General features: G+C 29.2%; 21 protein-coding genes and 1 riboswitch. Of the genes, 9 read left to right on the top strand and 12 right to left on the bottom strand.

Annotated elements, in window-relative coordinates; translation table 11 throughout:
• Nucleotides 1-316 precede the first annotated feature (316 nt).
• Nucleotides 317-1,210: a tetratricopeptide repeat protein gene (locus E6771_RS14570; protein ID WP_316092073.1), complete on the top strand. Its 894-nt coding sequence runs from the start codon at nucleotides 317-319 to the stop codon at nucleotides 1,208-1,210.
• Nucleotides 1,211-2,617: 1,407 nt separating this feature from the next.
• Here E6771_RS14570 and E6771_RS14565 read toward each other — a convergent pair.
• A complete protein-coding gene (locus E6771_RS14565; protein WP_316092072.1) occupies nucleotides 2,618-2,767 on the bottom strand; it encodes a hypothetical protein in 150 nt (49 codons plus the stop codon).
• A gap of 281 nt (nucleotides 2,768-3,048) precedes the next feature.
• On the opposite strand from E6771_RS14565, the gene E6771_RS14560 reads away from it, so the two are divergent.
• A complete protein-coding gene (locus tag E6771_RS14560; protein ID WP_316092071.1) occupies nucleotides 3,049-3,747 on the top strand; it encodes an SAM-dependent methyltransferase in 699 nt (232 codons plus the stop codon).
• Between the two features lie 85 nt (nucleotides 3,748-3,832).
• On the opposite strand, the gene E6771_RS14555 is transcribed toward E6771_RS14560, so the two are convergent.
• The 4 genes from E6771_RS14555 to E6771_RS14540 form a co-directional block, all read right to left on the bottom strand.
• On the bottom strand, nucleotides 3,833-4,732 hold the full coding sequence (locus E6771_RS14555) for a cation diffusion facilitator family transporter (RefSeq protein ID WP_316092070.1): 900 nt from the start codon (nucleotides 4,730-4,732) through the stop codon (nucleotides 3,833-3,835).
• Nucleotides 4,733-4,784: 52 nt separating this feature from the next.
• Nucleotides 4,785-4,863: riboswitch (NiCo riboswitch) on the bottom strand.
• Between the two features lie 222 nt (nucleotides 4,864-5,085).
• Nucleotides 5,086-5,817, bottom strand: coding sequence for an amino acid ABC transporter ATP-binding protein (locus E6771_RS14550; RefSeq protein WP_316092069.1), 732 nt, complete (start codon nucleotides 5,815-5,817; stop codon nucleotides 5,086-5,088).
• On the bottom strand, nucleotides 5,807-6,487 hold the full coding sequence (locus E6771_RS14545; protein ID WP_316092068.1) for an amino acid ABC transporter permease: 681 nt from the start codon (nucleotides 6,485-6,487) through the stop codon (nucleotides 5,807-5,809). Before E6771_RS14545 ends, E6771_RS14550 begins: the two co-directional genes overlap by 11 nt.
• 22 nt (nucleotides 6,488-6,509) lie before the next feature.
• On the bottom strand, nucleotides 6,510-7,253 hold the full coding sequence (locus E6771_RS14540) for a transporter substrate-binding domain-containing protein (RefSeq protein WP_316092067.1): 744 nt from the start codon (nucleotides 7,251-7,253) through the stop codon (nucleotides 6,510-6,512).
• Between the two features lie 410 nt (nucleotides 7,254-7,663).
• On the opposite strand from E6771_RS14540, the gene E6771_RS14535 reads away from it, so the two are divergent.
• From E6771_RS14535 to E6771_RS14525, 3 genes are all read left to right on the top strand, one after another.
• Nucleotides 7,664-8,050, top strand: coding sequence for a polymer-forming cytoskeletal protein (locus E6771_RS14535; protein WP_316092066.1), 387 nt, complete (start codon nucleotides 7,664-7,666; stop codon nucleotides 8,048-8,050).
• A 267-nt stretch (nucleotides 8,051-8,317) separates the two neighbouring features.
• A complete protein-coding gene (locus E6771_RS14530; RefSeq protein ID WP_316092065.1) occupies nucleotides 8,318-8,623 on the top strand; it encodes an HU family DNA-binding protein in 306 nt (101 codons plus the stop codon).
• Nucleotides 8,616-8,888: an HU family DNA-binding protein gene (locus tag E6771_RS14525; protein ID WP_316092064.1), complete on the top strand. Its 273-nt coding sequence runs from the start codon at nucleotides 8,616-8,618 to the stop codon at nucleotides 8,886-8,888. The genes E6771_RS14530 and E6771_RS14525 overlap by 8 nt, the downstream gene beginning before the upstream one ends.
• Before the next feature lie 49 nt (nucleotides 8,889-8,937).
• Here the strand turns inward: E6771_RS14525 and E6771_RS14520 are convergent, their stop codons facing one another.
• Genes E6771_RS14520 through hemA form a run of 7 tightly spaced genes read right to left on the bottom strand, consistent with a single transcriptional unit; the run spans nucleotide 8,938 to nucleotide 15,451 of the window.
• On the bottom strand, nucleotides 8,938-9,315 hold the full coding sequence (locus E6771_RS14520) for a RidA family protein (RefSeq protein WP_316092063.1): 378 nt from the start codon (nucleotides 9,313-9,315) through the stop codon (nucleotides 8,938-8,940).
• 9 nt (nucleotides 9,316-9,324) lie between these two features.
• Entirely contained in the window at nucleotides 9,325-9,780 is a 456-nt protein-coding gene (locus tag E6771_RS14515) for a bifunctional precorrin-2 dehydrogenase/sirohydrochlorin ferrochelatase (protein WP_316092062.1), read from the bottom strand.
• The gene (gene hemL, locus E6771_RS14510) at nucleotides 9,770-11,080 is read right to left on the bottom strand and encodes a glutamate-1-semialdehyde 2,1-aminomutase (protein WP_316092061.1); all 1,311 of its coding nucleotides are present in this window, start codon (nucleotides 11,078-11,080) and stop codon (nucleotides 9,770-9,772) included. Before hemL ends, E6771_RS14515 begins: the two co-directional genes overlap by 11 nt.
• Nucleotides 11,081-11,100: 20 nt before the next feature.
• Entirely contained in the window at nucleotides 11,101-12,078 is a 978-nt protein-coding gene (hemB, locus tag E6771_RS14505) for a porphobilinogen synthase (RefSeq protein WP_316092060.1), read from the bottom strand.
• 11 nt (nucleotides 12,079-12,089) lie between these two features.
• Nucleotides 12,090-13,556: a uroporphyrinogen-III C-methyltransferase gene (gene cobA, locus E6771_RS14500; protein ID WP_316092059.1), complete on the bottom strand. Its 1,467-nt coding sequence runs from the start codon at nucleotides 13,554-13,556 to the stop codon at nucleotides 12,090-12,092.
• Complete coding sequence (gene hemC, locus E6771_RS14495) at nucleotides 13,549-14,448, bottom strand: hydroxymethylbilane synthase (protein WP_316092058.1); 900 nt, start codon at nucleotides 14,446-14,448, stop codon at nucleotides 13,549-13,551. The genes cobA and hemC overlap by 8 nt, the downstream gene beginning before the upstream one ends.
• 1 nt (nucleotide 14,449) lies before the next feature.
• Nucleotides 14,450-15,451 (bottom strand): glutamyl-tRNA reductase, encoded by a 1,002-nt coding sequence (hemA, locus tag E6771_RS14490; RefSeq protein WP_316092057.1) that lies wholly within the window; start codon nucleotides 15,449-15,451, stop codon nucleotides 14,450-14,452.
• 330 nt (nucleotides 15,452-15,781) lie between these two features.
• Here hemA and E6771_RS14485 point away from each other — a divergent pair, with 330 nt between their 5' ends.
• The 4 genes from E6771_RS14485 (at nucleotide 15,782) to E6771_RS14470 (ending at nucleotide 19,724) form a co-directional block, all read left to right on the top strand.
• Entirely contained in the window at nucleotides 15,782-16,648 is an 867-nt protein-coding gene (locus E6771_RS14485) for an RluA family pseudouridine synthase (RefSeq protein WP_316092056.1), read from the top strand.
• Between the two features lie 310 nt (nucleotides 16,649-16,958).
• Nucleotides 16,959-17,966, top strand: coding sequence for a type I glyceraldehyde-3-phosphate dehydrogenase (gene gap / locus E6771_RS14480; RefSeq protein WP_316092055.1), 1,008 nt, complete (start codon nucleotides 16,959-16,961; stop codon nucleotides 17,964-17,966).
• Nucleotides 17,967-18,054: 88 nt separating this feature from the next.
• Entirely contained in the window at nucleotides 18,055-19,254 is a 1,200-nt protein-coding gene (locus tag E6771_RS14475) for a phosphoglycerate kinase (RefSeq protein WP_316092054.1), read from the top strand.
• 35 nt (nucleotides 19,255-19,289) lie between these two features.
• Nucleotides 19,290-19,724 carry a GNAT family N-acetyltransferase gene (locus tag E6771_RS14470; RefSeq protein WP_316092053.1) on the top strand — a complete coding sequence of 145 codons (435 nt, stop codon included), beginning with the start codon at nucleotides 19,290-19,292 and terminating at the stop codon, nucleotides 19,722-19,724.
• Nucleotides 19,725-19,879: the final 155 nt, after the last annotated feature.

Genomic DNA, 19,879 nt, shown 5'->3' with positions numbered 1-19,879 from the left:
TGTATGTCTCCTTTGTATAATTAGGGTGGTAACTATATTATACAAAAAAGAGAGCTGAGTGAAACATTTTTTTTAAATGTTACTCAGCTTTTTTTATTTAATTGAGATACTTAATATAACCATTGAAATTATTTAGAATATAAGCTAAAATTATAACATATTAAAAATTTTGATATTAGAAAAGATTGATTTATAAAGGCAGAGATATGTAAAGAAAATTTGTACTAAGTTTGTAAGTATAATAATAGGATAAAATTGCTTTGGTTTTGTTTATCTTCAAATGAATATGAAGAAAATTACTAAAAAGGAGATGTTTATGAGAAAAAGGTATCTTGGAATATTATTGCTAATAATAAGTGTGACTTTATTTATTGTTATTAAAGGAAGTATAATGGATGAAAATTCTTACATTGAAAAAGGGAGAATTAAATATAATTTAGGAAAGTTAGAAGAAGCTATAGAAGATTTTACTAAAGCAATAGAGTTGAATCCGAAAAATGCGGAAACCTATAATAATAGGGCAATTAGTAAAAGTAAATTAGGTAGACAAGAGGAGGCTATAAAAGATTATGATAAAGCGATAGAATTAGATCCAACATATACAGATGCATATTTTCATAGAGGAGTTAGTAAAAGTGATTTAGGCAGAGAAGAAGAAGCCATAGAAGCCATAAAGGATTATGATAAAGCGATAGAATTAGATCCAACATATATAGATGCATATTTTCATAGAGGAGTTAGTAAAAATGATTTAGGTAGAGAAGAAGAAGCTATAGAAGATTATGATAAAATAGTAGAACTAGACCCAACATATACAGATGCATATTTTCATAGAGGAGTTAGTAAAAGTGATTTAGGCAGAGAAGAAGAAGCTATAAAGGATTATGATAAAGTAGTAGAACTAGACCCAACATATATAGATGCATATAATAATAGAGGAGTTAGTAAAAATATATTAGGTAAAGAAGAAGAAGCTATAAAGGATTATGATAAAGTAATAGAACTAAACTCAAAATATATATTAGCATATTTTAATAGAGGAATTGTAAAAAACAATTTAGGTAGAGCAGAAGAAGCTATAAAGGATTATGATAAAGTAATAGAATTAGATCCAACATATGAAAAGGCATATTATAATAGAATGAAAAGTAAAAGTAATTTGGGTAGAAAAGAAGAGGCAATAAAAGAATATCTAATGCACAATAAATAATTATGTTATAAGTGATTGGGAATGCAATTGCTAAATTCTAAATAAACTATAAAAATTATAGAAACTTTTAGAGTTTTTTATTTTATTTAAAAAGAAAATATAGAATCATATACACAAATTGATATAAAAAAATAAGTTTTGAGGAAATGCTTGAGTTAGAAAAAAATATAATGGTGAATTCGATAAAAAACTTGATAAAGCAAAGGGCAAATATTCCCTTTGCTTTTTATAAAACCGCCATATATCTGGGATAATTATATCCTTGAGTTTCAACAATTATTTTATTTTTTCCATCAGTGATAATTGATCCAGAAAATAAATTCTTACTTTCTATAAATTTACAAGAATCTTTTAAAAGAGAATAATCAGTTAAAAGATTTTCAGAAAAATTTTTGAAATCTTCTGTAGATAATTTTATTTCTTTATCAATATAAATTTTTCCTTTACCACAATCTTTAATTTCTACTCTTTTTTATATTCAACTAAAGTTGTAACTTTTTTTACAAATTTCAATTCCATAATTTTATCCATTTCTTTTATTTTATAGTTCATTTTTATTCCTCCATTATCCTTTTTTATTACTTGTATAGTACCTTAGAATGATAAAAATTACAAGTTGTTTATTTATAAGAATAGATAATTTTATAATAAAAAAAGAGAGCTTTCACTCTCTCAGATAATTTTCCTATTTTTATATTTCTAATAAAAAATCTCCCTCTTCTTTGTAGTTAACATATAGCCAACAAGAATATTTTTTACACTTAAAAATTATTTTTAGATTTTTTTATTCCCAGATTATTTTTCTGTAACTTACTATTTTAGCTCACTGGATAACCCCATTTCATTATATCTAGCTATAACTGAATCAGTTATCTCTTTTCTTAATTCAGGAGTTATTGGATGGACGATACCTCAATATTGAATGGAAGTAAAACTCTGTAGTAATACCAGACCCCATTAAATCACAGTTGAGACTACCCTAAAACAAAGTAAGAGAAGATAACTAATTATCTTCTCTTACTTTATTATGTATTTCGTAACAGTATGGGTACACTAAAGAAGCGCTGATAGCAATTTTAGCAGGTATTATATTAATGTCGTTAACACATGGAATATAAAAAATAGATTATCAAGTTGGAATCGCTAACCATTTTCCAACCACCTATTTAAAATGAGAATAGGTAATAAAAATTGATAAATAATAAAAAAATATGTTCATTCAGATTATAGAACTTTTTTAATAAACTATAAAAATAAATAGATAGTGATAAAATATATAAAATATAGTTTATACATTATACAGCCCATACAGAGATAGTGGGGAGATTTACTAAATAAAATATAAATATATAGTGAATAAAAAAGAGGATAGGTTAAAAGATTTTTTACCTATCCTCTTTTTTATTGCTATTCTTTTGGTCTGAGACAAAAAGGAAGATTTCCTATATCATTTTTATGATGCATTACACAATCACAACATTTTCCATGATTAGGACAGTCTTTAGGACAAGTACACTCAGAAACATGAGTATTACCACAGTTTACATTACATTCCATAAAATCACTCCTTAAAAATTTAATTTCTACATACATTCCCTAAACTGATTATAGTCCTTATTTGTCTATTTGTAAATAACTCTATTGACAAACTTAAATAAAAAAGGTATCGTTTATTTAAAATATAAATAAAGAAGGAGAAGTACAGAATAGGTAATAATGCTTGGAGATAATGTGTCTTTCTATAAATCATAACTGATCTAATAGATGGATTGATGATGGAAAGGAGATAGGTGTTTTTGCAGAAAATTTCTTTAGAAGATAAAGAATAGGAGAAAATAATGGATATAAAATATAGCAAAAAGTTTTTGATGGATAATATGATGGGACCTAATAGTTTTAGGATAGTTGAAGAAATTACCAATGGAATAAAAATAGAAACAGGGTCAAGAATACTTGACTTAGGATGTGGTAAAGGACTGACATCTATATTTTTAGCTGAAAAATATGATTCAAGTGTATTTGCTGCTGATTTATGGATTGATCCTACAGAAAACTATGAAAGATTTAAAAAAGTGGATTTAGGAGAAGAAATAATTCCATTGAGAGCTGAGGCTCATCAGCTCCCCTTTGCTCATGATTTTTTTGATATAATTGTAACAATAGATTCTTATCATTATTTTGGTAATACAGAGGGGTTTTTTGAAAAACATATATTGCCTTTATTAAAAGAAAATGGGTTATTTATATTAGCTGTACCTGGTTTAAAAAAGGAATTTGAAGATGGAAAAATACCTGAAGAACTTCATCCTTTCTGGCAGCAAAATATGAATTTTTATACTAAATATTGGTGGAAAGAACTTTTTTCTAGAACAGAGGGAATTATTATTGAGAAATGTGAATCCTTGAAATGTCATGATGAAGCCTGGAAGGAATGGCTTGAATGTGACAATGAATATGCAGTGCATGATATTGAAATGATGAAAGCAGAAAATGGAAAGTATTTTGATACTATTGGGATAGTTATAAGAAAAAAATAGACGCATATTAAAATAATGGGTGATTATAAAACTAGATTATATTTTAGAATTTTTCTACCAAAAATACCTAAAATTATATTCCTGCTTATAAATCACCTATTTTTTTATTGACTGGATTTACATGAACCATACAATGCTTTATTTTAGAAATATTATTCTCAATAGCATCATGAACATAATGAGCTATACCATGTGCTTGGTTGAGAGAAATATTTCCATCTGCTTGAATTTCCACATCTACATATATTCTATCTCCAAATAATCTAGTCTTAATTTGATCTATTCCTAGAACTCCTTCCTGTTTCAGTATGAGGGTTCTGATTAGTTCTATAGTCTCGTCATCACAAGCTTTATCAGTCATTTTATTGATAGAATCTATAAATATTTCAAATGCAGCTTTTAAAATAAATATACAAATAATAACACTGGCAATAGGATCAAATATTGGATATCCAAGTCTTGCACCAAGTATTCCAGCAAAGCTTCCAACAGATGAAAGAGCATCTGAACGGTGATGCCATGCATCAGCCATAAGAGCACCAGAATTTATTTTTTTAGCAGCAACTCTTGTATACCAGTACATTCCTTCTTTCACTCCAATAGATATAACAGCAGCAATAAGAGCAAGGATTCCTGGAACAGTTAAATGACTGTAGTCATTGGAAGAAATAATAAGAATACCTTTGTATCCTATACCTAATCCAGTTGCAAAAAGAATGGCTGCCAAAAGAATAGCTGCTACACATTCCATTCTTTCATGTCCATATGGATGTGTTTTGTCTGATTCTTTATTTGCTATTTTTACTCCAATGATAACTATAAAAGTACTGAGAACATCAGAGGCAGAATGGACAGCATCAGAAATCATAGCACCAGAATGAGCAACTATACCAGCAAAAAGTTTAAAAACAGAAAGAATAATATTCCAAATAATAGAAATAAAAGAAACTTTCATAGCTGTCTGTTCATTTGTCAAAGTTTTCATGAAATTTTACCTCCAAAAATTATATTAGTATAAAAAAAGCATCTATGGAACACACTTGTCCCACAGATGCTGTCAATTTCATCTGTTGCTGTTTTACAGCCCGGTTTTACAACCTGATCAGTCTGTACTGCAAGTATCCTTTTATAAGAGAATGCATCAGTGCAATATTATAGTTATTATACGAATTGGAAAGGAATTTGTCAAGAGGCAAAAGATAAAAAGGCCATAGAATTTTTCTATAGCCTTTTTTAATATAAAATAAAAAATATTTTTAATTATTTACTATAACAAGGATAGTAATTTAGTTCAACTTATTATTTTTTGACCTGTTATCCAAATAAAATATAAGGGAACTAAATTATTTTATTAAGAAAATCAATTGTTCTTAAATTTTTAGGGTGTGAAAATATATCTTCAGGTTTACCTTCTTCTACTATATATCCATCATCCATAAATATAATTCTATCAGAAACTTCTTTAGCAAACCTCATTTCATGAGTAACTACAATCATAGTCATTCCTTCAGCAGCCAACTGTTTCATAACATCTAATACTTCTCCTATCATTTCAGGATCAAGAGCGCTTGTTGGTTCATCAAAAAGCATTATTTCAGGGTTCATAGCAAGTGATCTTGCTATTGCTACTCTTTGTTTTTGTCCACCTGAAAGTTGAGAAGGATATGCATCTGCTTTATCTAAAAGGCCTACACGATTTAAGAGCTGAAGAGCTTTTTCTTTTGCAGCATTTCTATTCATGATTTGGAGCATTGTAGGAGCAAGAACTATATTTTCTATAACTGTAAGATGAGGAAAGAGATTAAAATGTTGAAAAACCATTCCTATTTTTTCCCTTACTTTATTTATATTAATTTTTTTATCAGTTATAGAGGAACCAGCTATAAAAATTTCTCCCTCAGAAAAATCTCCCAGTCTATTTAAACATCTTAAAAGAGTGCTTTTTCCAGAACCTGAAGGACCTATAAGACATACAACTTCTCCCTCAGATATATTCATATTAATACATTTTAAAACTTCAAGATCTCCAAAATTTTTCTTTAATCCTTTAACATATATTTTACTTTCCATAGTTTAGTCTCCTTTCTGCTATTTTAGCAGCACAAGAAAGAAAAAGACAGACAATAAAATAGAAGAAAGCAACTACTAGCCATATAGCCATTACTAGAGAAGCAGAGTTAGCAGCTATTATTTTTCCATTCATAGTAAGCTCACGTATTCCTATTACAGAAAGGATAGAGGTATCCTTCAGGGAAATTATAAACTGATTTATTATAGAAGGAAGCATTATTCGAAGAGCTTGAGGAAAAATAACTTTTCTCATAGCCTTTGAATATGATAAACCTAGACTTCGAGCAGCCTCCATTTGTCCTTGGTCTACTGCCTCTATACCACTTCTTATTATTTCAGCCATATAAGCTCCAGCATTGAGACTCATAGCTATAGCTCCAGCTGTAAAGGCTCCTCCAATAGATGCCCATGTAAATCCAATAGGTCTTAAAAGCTGGGCAAATCCATAGTAAATGATAAATGCTTGTACCATAAGAGGAGTTCCACGTATAATTTCGATATATATATTTGCAATCCCTTTTAATACTACATTTTTTGTTATTTTAAATAATCCAAATATTGTACCTAAAATAGTAGCAGCTATAAGAGATATAATGGATAATTTAATTGTTTCTATTAATGCAGCAATGAAGGAGGGATAATATTTAATTAAGATATTTATAAAAGCCATATTTTACATCCTTTATGAATAATTATTTAGAAATGTATCTATCTAATATTTTTTGATATTCGCCACTATCTTTCAAGTTAGATAGACCTTTATTAAATGACTCCAAAAGATCTTTATTCATTCCTTTCATGACAGCCAAACCATAAGATGCAGGTTGTTCTATACCTAAAGGCATTTTTAATCCAAGTCCACGAGATATTTCATATCCAAGTACAGGAAAATCTTCAAAACATGCAACAGAGTTTTCTAAAAGAACATCTTGAAACATGCTTGTAGAATCTTCAAAATATACAATTTCAAAGCCATATTTATCAGCAATAGATTCAGCATATTTACAACTTACAGTACTAATTTTAGCAGCTACTTTTTTTCCTTTTAAATCTTCATAAGATTTTATAGCAGAACCAATTTTAACTCCCATAGATACTCCAGTATCAAAATATGGAACAGAGAAATCATATTTTTCTTTACGTTCTTCAGTAATAGTCATTCCAGCAATTACCCCATCAGATTGTCCTGTTTCCATAGAAGTAAGAGCAGCAGAAAATCCAACTACTTCTACATCATATTTGAATTTTTGATCATTGGCAATAGCTTTCATTAAATCCATATCTATTCCTACCAATTCTCCTTTATCATTTTCAAATTCAAAAGGGGCATAAGTTGTGTCAGTAGCTATTTTATATACTTTTTCACCACCTAATGTATAAGAATATAATGAAACCATTAAAATACTTGCAAACAAAAGTGAAACAACTTTCTTCATAGTAAAACCTCCCTAAAATATTTAATTTTATAGAATATTAATATATTATATTTAATTGTAAAATAAAATATAATTTTTTAATATAGAACGAATAATATCACTTTGTCTAAAAATGGTCAATAAAAAAATAAAAAAAATTAAAAATTGAATTATATTAGAACATAATTCTATTTAATTTTCTAATTAAAAAAATATTTTCATATTAATTATAAATAGAATTTTATTTTCAAATAAAAAAGATTATAATTTGATTTTTATTTTCAATGAAAAAATATAATAAAATTTAAAAAAGAAAAAAAGTTTGACACAAAGTAAAAAAACATATAATCTATAAGAAATAGAGTAAATAATAAAAAAGAATTACTTTAAGAATACATAATTAATATTAAATAAATTTTTAAGGGGGAGGTATGGGATTGTTTAGCAGGAATAATAAAGATATAGAGGCAGATTTTTCAGCAAAAGGGATGACAGCTATTTCCAAAGGAAGTGCAATAGTAGGAGATATCACTAACGAATGCAATCTTCATATAGATGGAATAATTACAGGAAACATTATTTCAAATGCTATAGTTACAGTTGGAACAAGTGGAAGAGTAAATGGAAAAATCAGAGCTTATAAAATAATTGTAAGTGGGATATGTAAAGGTGAGCTTGAAGCGGATATTGTTGAAATATTAACTAACAGTAAGGTAGTAGGAGATATAACAAGTTCTAAGTTAATCTTAGAAAGAGATTCATATTTTGAAGGGAGAAATCAAAAAAAACAATTAAATGAATATATAGAAATGAAATAAAAAAATAATTAAAGATGGCTAAAAAGTTAAAGTTTTAAAATTTATAGCCATCTTTTTTATATGAAAAAATAAGCCAAATATTAGAATATATATAATACTTTTTATATATAAAAAAATAAGAAAGTATATTGACATAAACATATTTAAACGCTAAAATGATAATAAATACTTTAAATATATGTGCTTTTAAGAATATAATAAAATGTAGAATAAAAAAAAATAGTTTAATATTGTGGTGAAATAAAATTAGTTTTAAAAGGAGTAAGTATGGGAGAAAAAGAGTTTTTAAAACTGTATATGAAAGAAAGAGGGTTAAAAAATTTAGAAGAGGCTAAAGAAAAGGTTGATACTTTCTGGAAAACTGTAAGAGAATATCTTGAAAAAGGTGAAAAAATTAAGTTTAAAAATTGGGGAAGTTTTGAAATGAGGACTGTCAGACCTAGGAGAATGGTTGAACTTAAGACAAAAATAGAGATAATAATTCCTGGAAGCAGAAAAATAAAATTCAGTTCTGGAAAGGGTCTTATAAAGTTTGTAAATGATAAGATTGAAGAGGGGAAGATAGATGGATAAATTACACTTTATAAAAAAATATAAAGAAAACCATGAAAAAAGAATTACTAATGCAAATGCCAAAAAAGATGTAGATGTACTTTTGGATTTAATAGAAAAGAATATTGTTGATGCTGGGAATATAAAGTTTAAAGAAGTAGGTACTTTTTCTCTTTTGAGAAGAAGACCTAGAGTAATCAGTAACCCTAAGACTAAGGAAAGAATGACAATTCATCCTTTAGCAGTAGTAAAGTTTACTCCGACTAAAGTAAAAAAAGAAAAATAATATAATTAAAAATAAAAAAGGTCAGTAGATTTTGTACTGACCTTTTTGGTTATTTCATAGCAATAACCTCTATTTCTACTTTCACATCTTTAGGAAGTCTTGCAACTTCTATACACGCTCTTGCAGGTTTTATATTTCCAAGATACTCATTATATACTTCATTCATAAGAGCAAAATCTTCCATATTTTTTATAAAGACAGTAGCTTTTATCACATTTTTGAAAGTATATCCAGCAGCTTCAAGAATAGCTTTTACATTTTCAAGGGACTGTTTAGTTTGGTCTTGTATATCTTCAGAAACAAGAGACATAGTTTCTGGAAGAAAAGGTATCTGGCCAGATATGAAAAGGGTACCATTAACTTCAACAGCTTGTGAATATGGTCCTAAAGCAACAGGGGCTTTTTCAGTATGAATAATTCTTTTCATTATTACCTCCTAATGTTCTTGAGTATTAAAAAAATTAATTATTTTTTCTTTAAGAGTTTTTGATTTTTTAGGATCTCCTTTTGCAGAGATAGCAATTTGATATTCATCATTCTCAAAAACGCTTGAAAAACGACAGTTCATATCTGCTTTAGATGTAATATTATTGACAAGTATATTTTTTTTACTGCATAATTCAAAAATATATTTGTTAAAAGAAGTATCATCTGTAGCAGCTATTACCATAAATGTATCATTAAGCATATCTTCTTTAAATATATCTAAAGCTAATTCTATATTTTTTAAGTTTTTAAATTTTTCTTCTTTTATATTTTTAGTAATAACTTTAATTTTTGCACCATATTTCAAAAGTGTTTCAGTTTTTCTGAAAGCTATTTTTCCAGCTCCAATTACAAGTATATTTTTGTTTTTTAAATCTAGAAATACAGGAAAAAAGTTATTTTCCATTATTCTTTTCCCCAATAAATTTAAAGGCTTTTTCTATTGAAGTAAGAGTTTTATCTAAATCTTCTTTAGTATGTGCTGCTGATATAAAATGAGCTTCAAACTGAGATGGAGGGCAGATAATTCCATTTTCCAGCATTGTATTGAAATATATTGCAAAGTTTTCAGTATTAGAAGAAAGAGCATCCTCAAGATTTTTTACTTCAGATCTGTCAGTAAAAAATATAGTGAAAAGAGATCCTATTGTATTTACACATACAGGAACACTATATTTAAGAGCAAGATTCTTTATATTATTTACAAGATATTGAGTTTTTTCCTTTAAATTTTTATACAAAGTTTCTTTGTTATTAAATAGATAGCTGATAGTTTCAAACCCAGCTCTTACAGAAACAGGATTTCCAGAAAGAGTTCCTGCATGATATACTCTTCCAACAGGAGCAATAAGTTCCATTATTTCAGCTTTACCACCAAATGCCCCAACAGGATATCCACCACCAATTATTTTTCCAAGAGTAGTCATATCAGGAGTGATCCCAAAGAATTCTTGAGCTCCACCTAAAGATAATCTAAAGCCTGATATAACTTCATCAAATATTAAAATAGTACCTGTAGCAGTACAAATTTCCCTTATTTCTTTTAAAAATTCTATATCAGGATAAATCATTCCCATATTAGCAGGAACAGGTTCCATGATAAGACAAGCTACATCTTTTTTTTCAAGGATAGTTTTAATAGCAGAAATATCTCCAAAAGGAACAGTAAGAGTGTCCTTTAATACCCCATCTGTAATTCCATTGCTGTCTTGATAGCCATCAGTTAAAAGTCCTGACCCAGATTTTACTAAGAGTGAATCAGAATGGCCATGATAACATCCTTCAAATTTTAATATTTTGTTTCTATTTGTATAGGATCTGGCTACTCTTACAGCAGACATAGTAGCCTCTGTACCAGAAGTAGTGAGTCTCACTTTTTCAATAGAAGGACAGCATTTAATAATAAGTTCAGCAAGCTCTACTTCCATTTTAGTAGGCAGCCCAAAAGAACTTCCCATTTCTATAGCTTCTCTGACCCCATTTATTACATTTTCAGGATTATGTCCAAGAATTAATGGTCCCCATGAGCAGATGTAATCTATATATTCATTTCCATCTTCATCCCATATTCTTGCACCTTTTCCTTTACATGCAAAAATAGGAGCTTCTCTATTTACAGATTTAAAAGCTCTGACAGGGCTGTTTACACCACCAGGAATATATTTTTCAGCTTTTTTAAAAATTTCAGTTGAAATTTTATGCTCCATTTTTCCTCCTTGTATAGTCTTTAAAAAATAACTTCGTTATTTTTATGCCACTTAGCTATATCTTTAGCATGATAAGTAATTATTATATTCACTCCAGCTCTTTTCATAGCAAACATATTTTCCATAACAATACCTTTTTCATCTATCCAGCCATTTTGAGCTGCAGCTTTTACCATGGAATATTCTCCGCTTACATTATATGCAACAATAGGGAGATCAATATTAGACACAGCATTGATGACATCAAGGTAAGCAAGAGCAGGTTTCACCATTATAAAGTCAGCTCCTTCCTCCATATCAGCTTCTACTTCTCTAAAATATTCTTTTGAGTTTCTGAAATCCATCTGATAACTTTTTCTGTCTCCAAAACTAGGAGCAGAATCAGCAGCTTCTCTGAAAGGACCATAATAATTTGATGAATATTTAGCACTATATGCCATGATAGGAGTGCTTACATATCCATTCTTATCTAAAATTTCTCTTATAGCCATTATTCTCCCATCCATCATATCTGATGGAGCAACAATATCTGCTCCAGCTTTTACATGAGAAAGAGCTGTTTTAGCTATAAATTTAAGAGTTTCATCATTTAAAACTTCACATCCATCAAGTATTCCGCAATGTCCATGAGAAGTATATTCACACATACACACATCAGTAATTATAAGAAATTCAGGAAAATTTTTCTTTATGTATCTTATGGCTTCCTGCACAATTCCTTTGTCATTATATGCTTCTGAACCTTGGGGATCTTTGTCCTTAGGAATACCAAAAAGCAGAACAGAAATTATACCAAGCTCTTTCAGCTCAGTAAGTTCCGCACCTATTCTGTCAATTGACCATCTATATTGTCCAGGCATAGATGATATTTCTTCTTTTATATTTTCTCCTTCTTCTATAAAAAGAGGGTAGATAAAATCATTAAGATTAATTGTTACATTTCTTACCATATCTCGTAAAGCTTTAGAACTTCTAAGTCTTCTAGTTCTAGTAAACATAAATATTCCTCCTATTTAACAGCTTCTAAAATACCATTTACATCATAAACAGCGGCTTCATGATCTACAGTAAAACCATATTTTCTCATTGTATCACTTGTTACAGGACCAATAGAAGCAAACTTTTTATCTTTGACAGCTTTTATATCTCCATCTATACTTTCATAAAAAGCATCAACAGTAGATGAACTTAAAAAAGTTACTATTTCTATTTTTGATAGAGCTTTCAAAACTTCATCTTTTTCTCTTATAATTTTTTTTGTGTTATAAGCTACCATTTTATAAAATGTTCTGTCATATATTGAATTAAATTTTTCAGTATCACAAGGTGATATATCTGATGTTATAATTAAAATTTTATCTTCAGGTTTTGTATGCTCAATAGAAAGTTCAGCTAATTTAGAAACAAGATATTCATCTGGCATAAAATCAGCTTTTAATTTATAGTTTTCAAGAAGTTCTTTAGTTTTACTTCCTACTGCTCCTATTTTCAGGTGGGCAAGGATTCTTACATCATCTACTTTGTTCATAAACTCTCTGACACCATTGGGAGAATTAAAAAGTATTGCTGAATAATCTTGTAGCATATCTTTTGAAATAGTTTCTATTGTAGATTCAATCTCTATAAAAGGAAGTTCAACAGCAATTCCTCCCACTTTTTCAATTTTATCTGAAAATTCACCAGCTTGTTTTTTATCTCTGGTAACAAGAATTTTCTTACCAAAAAGATTTTTTTCTTCAAACCATTTAAAAGTATCTCTTAAGTTTACAACTTCCCCAATTATTGTGATAGCAGGGGGAACTATTTTTCTTTCTTTTGCTATATCTACAATGGTATTTAAGGTTCCTACTGTAACTCTTTGATCTGATGTAGCTCCTTTTTCTATTATAGCAACAGGAGTATCAGGACATTTTCCATTGGATATAAGGTCAGTGACTATAATAGGAAGAGTTTTTATCCCCATAAGAAAAACTAATGTACCTTCTAATTTAGCTATTGCTTCAAAATTATGCCAAGTACCATCTTCCATAGTGTGTCCAGTGAATACGTGAAATGATCTTGCAATTCCTCTATGAGTTACAGGAATTCCAGCATAAGCAGGAACTGATATAGAAGAAGTTATTCCAGGAATTATTTCAAAAGGAATATTATTATCATAAAGAGATTGAATTTCTTCTCCTCCTCTTCCAAAAACAAAAGGATCTCCCCCTTTTACTCTTGCAACAATTTTTCCTTCTAGGGCCTTTTGAACAATAGTTTTATTTATTTCGTCCTGAATGACTCCACCTTCAGTGTTTCCTTTTCCTAAATAAATCATTTCAGCATCTTTTTTTGCAAAGTTAAGAATCCTTGGATTTATAAGCCTGTCATAAACTATACAGTCAGCTTCTTCTACAGCTCTTTTTCCTTTTAGAGTAAGGAGTTCAAGATCACCAGGACCAGCTCCCATTATATAAACTTTACCTTTGTCAGTCATTTATTTTCTCCTTTATGATACCTGCAAGTTTTTGAGCAGTTTTTATTCCTAAAGCAGCATCTTCTGTGATAGAAGCAGAATAGCCAGTGTCTCCTTTGAAATAGATGCCATTAAGAGTAATCTTATCTTCATTTAAAACACAATGGCATCCCATAGGAGTATGGCATCCTCCATCAAATATTTTAGAAAATTCTCTTTCAATAATAACTACTTTTTCTATATCTTTATTATGAATGGACTTTAAGATTTCTTTGATTTCTTCATCTTTTTCTCTGCATTGGATATAAAGAACCCCTTGTGCAGGAGCAGGAAGAAATTTTTCAGGATCCAGATATTCTGTTATTTCATCTTCTAAGCCAACTCTTTTTAAACCAGCAGCAGCCAGAAGAATAGCATCATAATCTTCAGTTTTTAATTTGTTAAGTCTAGTATGTATATTTCCTCTTAATTGTTTTATTTTAAGATCACTTCTGAGGTTTTTTAGATTCATTGTTCTTCTTAGAGAACTCGTACCTATCACAGCACCTTCAGGAAGTTCCATAAGCATTTTTCCAGATTTGGAAATCAAGACATCTCTTGAATCTTCTCTGTCAGGTACTGCTCCACATATTAGTCCTTCAGGAGAGACTACTGGCATATCCTTCATAGAATGTACAGCTAAATCTATTGTATTATTTAAAAGTTCAACTTCAATTTCTTTTGTAAAGAAACTTTTTAAAGATCTATCACTATTGTTCCAGTTGCTCACAAGGTCAGTATCTCCACTTGTAACAATTTTTTTTATTTCAAATTCCAATTCAGGAAAATTATTTTCCAGCATTTTTTTTATCATTTCACTCTGGGCCATTGCCAGAATACTTCCTCTGCTCCCAATCACAATCTTTTTTTTCATTTTATATAGTCCTTTCTTCATAATATTGAAACCATTTTTTCAGATTTATCATTTGTTTGTCAATGAGATAACTGTAACCACTCATTAGAGAATCTCTTGTTTCTAAATTTTTATTATACACACTCCAGATATCATCAAGATTGAAAAGGGAAACATTCCCAGAAGAACCGATTGTTTCCTCTATATCTCTAGGTACAGCAAGATCAAGGAATGTATATTTTTTATCATTATGGAGATAAGGGACTATCTCTTCAGATTTTAGTACCAGATGTGGTGCTGAAGTAGCACTTATTATTACATCACTTTCTGCAGCAGCAGTATTTTTATGTTCAAAACTGATAACATCTATATCAAATATGCTCTGGACTTCCAAGGCTTTATGATGAGTTCTGTTAGTTATTGTTATATTTTTTACATTTTCTTTCACCAGAAGATAAAGTATAGCTTGTGCCAGATCTCCAACACCAAGAATAAGAACTTTTTTATCAGAAAGAAAACCAATAGATTCTTTTATAAATTTCAAAGAAATAGCTTCAAGAGAAAGAGCATTATGACATACTTTACTTTCAGTTCTGAATTTTTTTCCAAGTTCTATAGCTTTGTTGAATACAATATTAAGTATTTTTGAAGAAATATTGTTTTCCATAGAAAATGAATGAGCTTTTTTTATTTGAGCTAGTATCTGATCCTCTCCTTTTATGACAGAATAAAAACCACAGCTTACTTTAAAAAGATATTCAGCAGCATCTTCTCCTATTTTTGTAAATATTCCTTTTTTGAAAGAAAAACATTCTAAAAAGTCTTTTAATGAAAAATTTTCCGCAACTTGAAGATAGAATTCTACCCTCAGACAAGTTGAAAGGTTAATATAACCTTTTATCTTCTTTGAAGACAAAAAAGAATTTATAATCTGTTCGGGATTTTGCTTAATAAATTCTTCACGTTCAGACATACTTAATTCTTTATGGGATATACCAAAGACAACAAGCTTATCTAAATTCATTTTTTACTCCTTGTGTAATACTGTATAATAATTTAACTTTTTCGTTCCTTATATTATATAATATTATAGAAGAAAAATTAACTTTTATTATATTCTTTTAGAGATGTATTTATTCAAATTTTAAATTAAATATATATATTATTTCTATATATAAAGTAGATAAAATAGCTGTTATTGATTAAAAAATATATAATTAATAAATGTATTAAATATATAAAAAGAATTATTGTGATTAGATTAGGATTTATAAATATATTGATTAACTTTTTCTGATAATTATAGTAGAATATAAATGTAAGTATAAAAATTCTTAAGAATTGAGAGGAACTGATGAAAAAATTTGTAATAGAACCAGAATATGATGGTTACGAAATAGGTACATATCTTAAAGAGACAAAGGGATATTCTGGAAGAGGATTGAGAAACTTAGAAATATATCTCAATGGAAAGAGGGTTAAAAACAATAGTAAGAAAGTTAGAAAACTCAATAGACTTTTAATAAAGGAAAAAGATAAAGAAACTGGAATAATACCTATGGAGATACCAATTAAGGTAGCTTATGAGGATAAGAATATACTTCTCATTGATAAAGATCCATATATAATAGTACATCCTACTCAAAAAAAGGTAGATAAAACACTTGCAAATGGTGTTGTAAATTACTTTTTAAAAACAACTGGAAAAATAATGGTACCAAGGTTTTACAATAGACTTGATATGAATACATCAGGACTTATTATAGTAGCTAAAAATTCTTATGCACAGTCTTTTCTTCAGGAAAAAGGAATAGTAAAAAAATTCTATAAAGCGATAGTAAAAGGCATAATAGAAAAAGATGAATTTCTTATAGATAAACCTATTGGAAAAGTAGGTGATGATTTGAGGAGAAGAGAGATAGCTGTAAAAGATGGTGGACAAGAAGCTCAAACCAAGATAAAAGTTATAAAAAGGTTTGAAGATTTAACTTTAATAGAAGCAGAACTTCTCACAGGAAGAACACATCAGATTAGAGCTCATATGGCTTTAGAGGGATATCCTCTTTTAGGAGATGAACTTTATGGTGGTGAAGATAAAAGAGCAAAAAGACAAATGCTTCACTCATATAAAACACAATTTTCAGATGTAGAGACAGGAGAACTTAAAACAGTGGAAATAGATATTCCTGATGATATGAAGAAGATATTATCAGAAGAGTAAGGGAGGGAGCCCAATGAATTATTTACCATACATTAGATAACAGAGTGTTTGTAAATAATTACATCTAATGAACAAAAAGAATACAGAAATAGAAAAGTAAATGTAGAAAAGGTTAAAACTATAAAATAACAGTGGTGATGACTTGAATAAAACAGACTGCATGATAAAAAACTAATCGGAAAAAGATTAAAATTAGTTCTGTCATATTAATTGACAAAGAGGTAAACATATTATATAGTTAATATAGAAAATAAGCAAAAAACTATATTACTATAAAAATAAAAAATAATAAATTTTAGGAGGAATACAAATGGCAGTTAAAGTAGCAATTAACGGATTTGGAAGAATTGGAAGATTAGCATTGAGATTAATGGTTGAAAACTCAGAATTTGATGTTGTAGCAATTAACGACTTAACAGATGCACATATGTTGGCACACTTATTTAAATATGACTCAGCACAAGGAAGGTTCAATGGAACTATCGAAGTTAAAGAAGATGCTTTTGTGGTTAATGGACATACAATCAAAACTTTTGCACAAGCTGACCCTAAAGATCTACCATGGGGAGATTTAGGTGTAGATGTAGTTCTTGAATGTACTGGATTCTTCACTAAAAAAGAGAAAGCAGAAGACCATATCAAAGCAGGAGCTAAAAAAGTTGTTATTTCTGCACCAGCAACTGGAGATCTTAAAACTGTAGTTTACAATGTAAATGATGATATTCTTGATGGAACTGAAACAGTTATTTCTGGAGCATCTTGTACTACTAACTGTTTAGCACCAATGGCTAAAGTATTAGAAGATAAATATGGAATTATAGAAGGATTAATGACTACTATCCATGCTTATACAAATGACCAAAATACACTTGATGGACCACATAAAAAAGGAGATCTTAGAAGAGCAAGAGCTGCCGCTGCTAACATCGTTCCTAACACAACTGGAGCTGCAAAAGCTATTGGTCTAGTAATTCCAGCTCTAAAAGGAAAATTAGATGGAGCTGCACAAAGAGTTCCTGTAATCACTGGATCATTAACTGAACTTGTAACTGTTCTTAACAAACCAGTAACTGTAGAAGAAATAAATGCTGCAATGAAAGCTGCTACTAATGAATCTTTTGGGTATACTGAAGAAGAATTGGTATCTAGTGATATCATTGGAATCCATTATGGTTCTCTATTTGATGCAACTCAAACAAAAGTAATGACAGTAGGAGACAGACAACTAGTTAAAACTGTTGCTTGGTATGATAATGAAATGTCTTATACTTCTCAACTAATCAGAACTCTTAAAAAATTCGTAGAATTATCTAAATAATTATTGAATTTAGAATAACTAAATAGAAATGAATAGCGGAACTTAAAGGTTCCGCTATTTTTAAAAACAAATTTGGAGGATTGAAATAATGGCTAAGAAGATAGTAACAGATTTAGATGTTAAAGGTAAAAAAGTATTAATGAGAGTAGATTTTAATGTACCTATGAAAGATGGAAAAATAACTGACGATAACAGAATAGTTGCAGCTCTTCCAACTATTAAATATGTACTTGAAAATGGGGGGAAAGTAATAGCTTTTTCTCATTTAGGTAAAGTAAAAACTGAAGAAGATTTAACTAAAAAATCTCTAAAAGCAGTTTCTGAAAGATTAGCTGAGCTTTTAGGACAACCGGTTAAATTTGTACCTGCTACAAGAGGTCCTGAATTAGAAACAGCAGTTGCTGAACTAAAAGATGGAGAAATCATGATGTTTGAAAATACAAGATTCGAAGATCTTGATGGTAAAAAAGAATCTAAAAATGATCCAGAACTAGGAAAATATTGGGCATCTTTAGGAGATGTTTTTGTGAATGATGCATTTGGAACTGCTCACAGAGCACATGCTTCAAATGTAGGAATAGCAGCAAATATTGGAGAGGGAAAAACAGCAGCAGGATTTTTAATGGAAAAGGAAATAAAATTTATAGGTGGAGTTGTTGATGCACCAGAAAGACCTCTAGTAGCAATATTAGGAGGAGCTAAAGTTTCTGATAAAATTGGAGTTATAGAAAATCTATTAATTAAAGCAGATAAAGTTTTAGTTGGTGGAGCTATGATGTTTACTTTCTTAAAAGCTTTAGGAAAAAGTACAGGAACTTCATTAGTTGAAGAAGATAAAATTGAACTGGCAAAAGAATTACTAGCTAAAGCCAATGGTAAACTTATACTTCCAATAGATACAGTAGTAGCAAAAGAATTTAATAATGATGCACCTCATAGAACTGTATCAGTAGATGCAATACCTGCTGATGAAATGGGACTTGATGTAGGAGCTGGAACTGTTGAGTTATTTACAAAAGAAATCAATGGAGCTAAAACTGTAGTATGGAATGGACCAATGGGTGTATTTGAAATGCCTAGCTATGCAAAAGGAACTATAGGAGTATGTGAAGCTATAGCTAATCTTAAAGGAGCAACAACTATTATAGGTGGAGGAGATTCAGCAGCAGCAGCAATAAGTTTAGGATATGCTGATAAATTTACTCATATTTCTACTGGTGGAGGAGCTTCGCTAGAATATTTAGAAGGTAAAAAATTACCAGGTGTAGAATCTATTTCTAATAAATAATAAAATATTTATATAGCAGCAGGGAGTGTGATGTTATGATAAAAGAGTTTGATGGTTCTTTAAAAATGGCAGAAGAATTGTTATTGATAGACAGTGAATCTTTTAAAGATATACCATATACTTCTGATGTGCTGTGTGAAAAAATAAAAAAGAATAACTGCTATAAAGTATTTGTATATTATAAAGAGGGTATTCCTGCTGCATATTTAGGCTTGCTTTATGTAAGCAATCTCCATTATGATGGAATGTGGGTAGATCTTATAGCAGTAAGAAAGAAATTTCAGAATCAAGATATAGGAAAAGCTCTTTTGAGATATGCAGAAGAAAAAGCCAGTGAAAGCTCTCTTGAGATGCTGACTGGGTTAGTTAAGGCTGATAATATATCTTCTTTATCAATGTTTAAAAGTTCAGGCTTTATGCATGATGATATTGGCTTTAAACTTTTTATAAAGGATATAGAAAAAAAATAATTATACAATCAATTATATTTTAATAATAAAGAGTCTTGATTTGTCAGGACTCTTTATTTTTATTTCTTAGGAAATTATAATTTGATAAATTTGTTGAAAAAATAAAAAATATTAATTATTTTAGCTTCATATTAGATATATTTAATCGAATAAGA

Origin of the sequence: Fusobacterium sp. (assembly GCF_032477075.1) — a bacterium.
GTDB lineage: Bacteria > Fusobacteriota > Fusobacteriia > Fusobacteriales > Fusobacteriaceae > Fusobacterium_A.
Note: the sequence above shows the minus strand (reverse complement) of the source record. Positions and strands in the feature narration are given on the sequence as shown.

Coding starts and splice junctions, on each gene's coding strand:
- E6771_RS14570 (WP_316092073.1), top strand. CDS start 317: ATGAGAAAAAGGTATCTTGGAATATTATTGCTAATAATAAGTGTGACT.
- E6771_RS14565 (WP_316092072.1), bottom strand. CDS start 2,767: ATGGAATGTAATGTAAACTGTGGTAATACTCATGTTTCTGAGTGTACT.
- E6771_RS14560 (WP_316092071.1), top strand. CDS start 3,049: ATGGATATAAAATATAGCAAAAAGTTTTTGATGGATAATATGATGGGA.
- E6771_RS14555 (WP_316092070.1), bottom strand. CDS start 4,732: ATGAAAACTTTGACAAATGAACAGACAGCTATGAAAGTTTCTTTTATT.
- E6771_RS14550 (WP_316092069.1), bottom strand. CDS start 5,817: ATGGAAAGTAAAATATATGTTAAAGGATTAAAGAAAAATTTTGGAGAT.
- E6771_RS14545 (WP_316092068.1), bottom strand. CDS start 6,487: ATGGCTTTTATAAATATCTTAATTAAATATTATCCCTCCTTCATTGCT.
- E6771_RS14540 (WP_316092067.1), bottom strand. CDS start 7,253: ATGAAGAAAGTTGTTTCACTTTTGTTTGCAAGTATTTTAATGGTTTCA.
- E6771_RS14535 (WP_316092066.1), top strand. CDS start 7,664: ATGGGATTGTTTAGCAGGAATAATAAAGATATAGAGGCAGATTTTTCA.
- E6771_RS14530 (WP_316092065.1), top strand. CDS start 8,318: ATGGGAGAAAAAGAGTTTTTAAAACTGTATATGAAAGAAAGAGGGTTA.
- E6771_RS14525 (WP_316092064.1), top strand. CDS start 8,616: ATGGATAAATTACACTTTATAAAAAAATATAAAGAAAACCATGAAAAA.
- E6771_RS14520 (WP_316092063.1), bottom strand. CDS start 9,315: ATGAAAAGAATTATTCATACTGAAAAAGCCCCTGTTGCTTTAGGACCA.
- E6771_RS14515 (WP_316092062.1), bottom strand. CDS start 9,780: ATGGAAAATAACTTTTTTCCTGTATTTCTAGATTTAAAAAACAAAAAT.
- hemL (WP_316092061.1), bottom strand. CDS start 11,080: ATGGAGCATAAAATTTCAACTGAAATTTTTAAAAAAGCTGAAAAATAT.
- hemB (WP_316092060.1), bottom strand. CDS start 12,078: ATGTTTACTAGAACTAGAAGACTTAGAAGTTCTAAAGCTTTACGAGAT.
- cobA (WP_316092059.1), bottom strand. CDS start 13,556: ATGACTGACAAAGGTAAAGTTTATATAATGGGAGCTGGTCCTGGTGAT.
- hemC (WP_316092058.1), bottom strand. CDS start 14,448: ATGAAAAAAAAGATTGTGATTGGGAGCAGAGGAAGTATTCTGGCAATG.
- hemA (WP_316092057.1), bottom strand. CDS start 15,451: ATGAATTTAGATAAGCTTGTTGTCTTTGGTATATCCCATAAAGAATTA.
- E6771_RS14485 (WP_316092056.1), top strand. CDS start 15,782: ATGAAAAAATTTGTAATAGAACCAGAATATGATGGTTACGAAATAGGT.
- gap (WP_316092055.1), top strand. CDS start 16,959: ATGGCAGTTAAAGTAGCAATTAACGGATTTGGAAGAATTGGAAGATTA.
- E6771_RS14475 (WP_316092054.1), top strand. CDS start 18,055: ATGGCTAAGAAGATAGTAACAGATTTAGATGTTAAAGGTAAAAAAGTA.
- E6771_RS14470 (WP_316092053.1), top strand. CDS start 19,290: ATGATAAAAGAGTTTGATGGTTCTTTAAAAATGGCAGAAGAATTGTTA.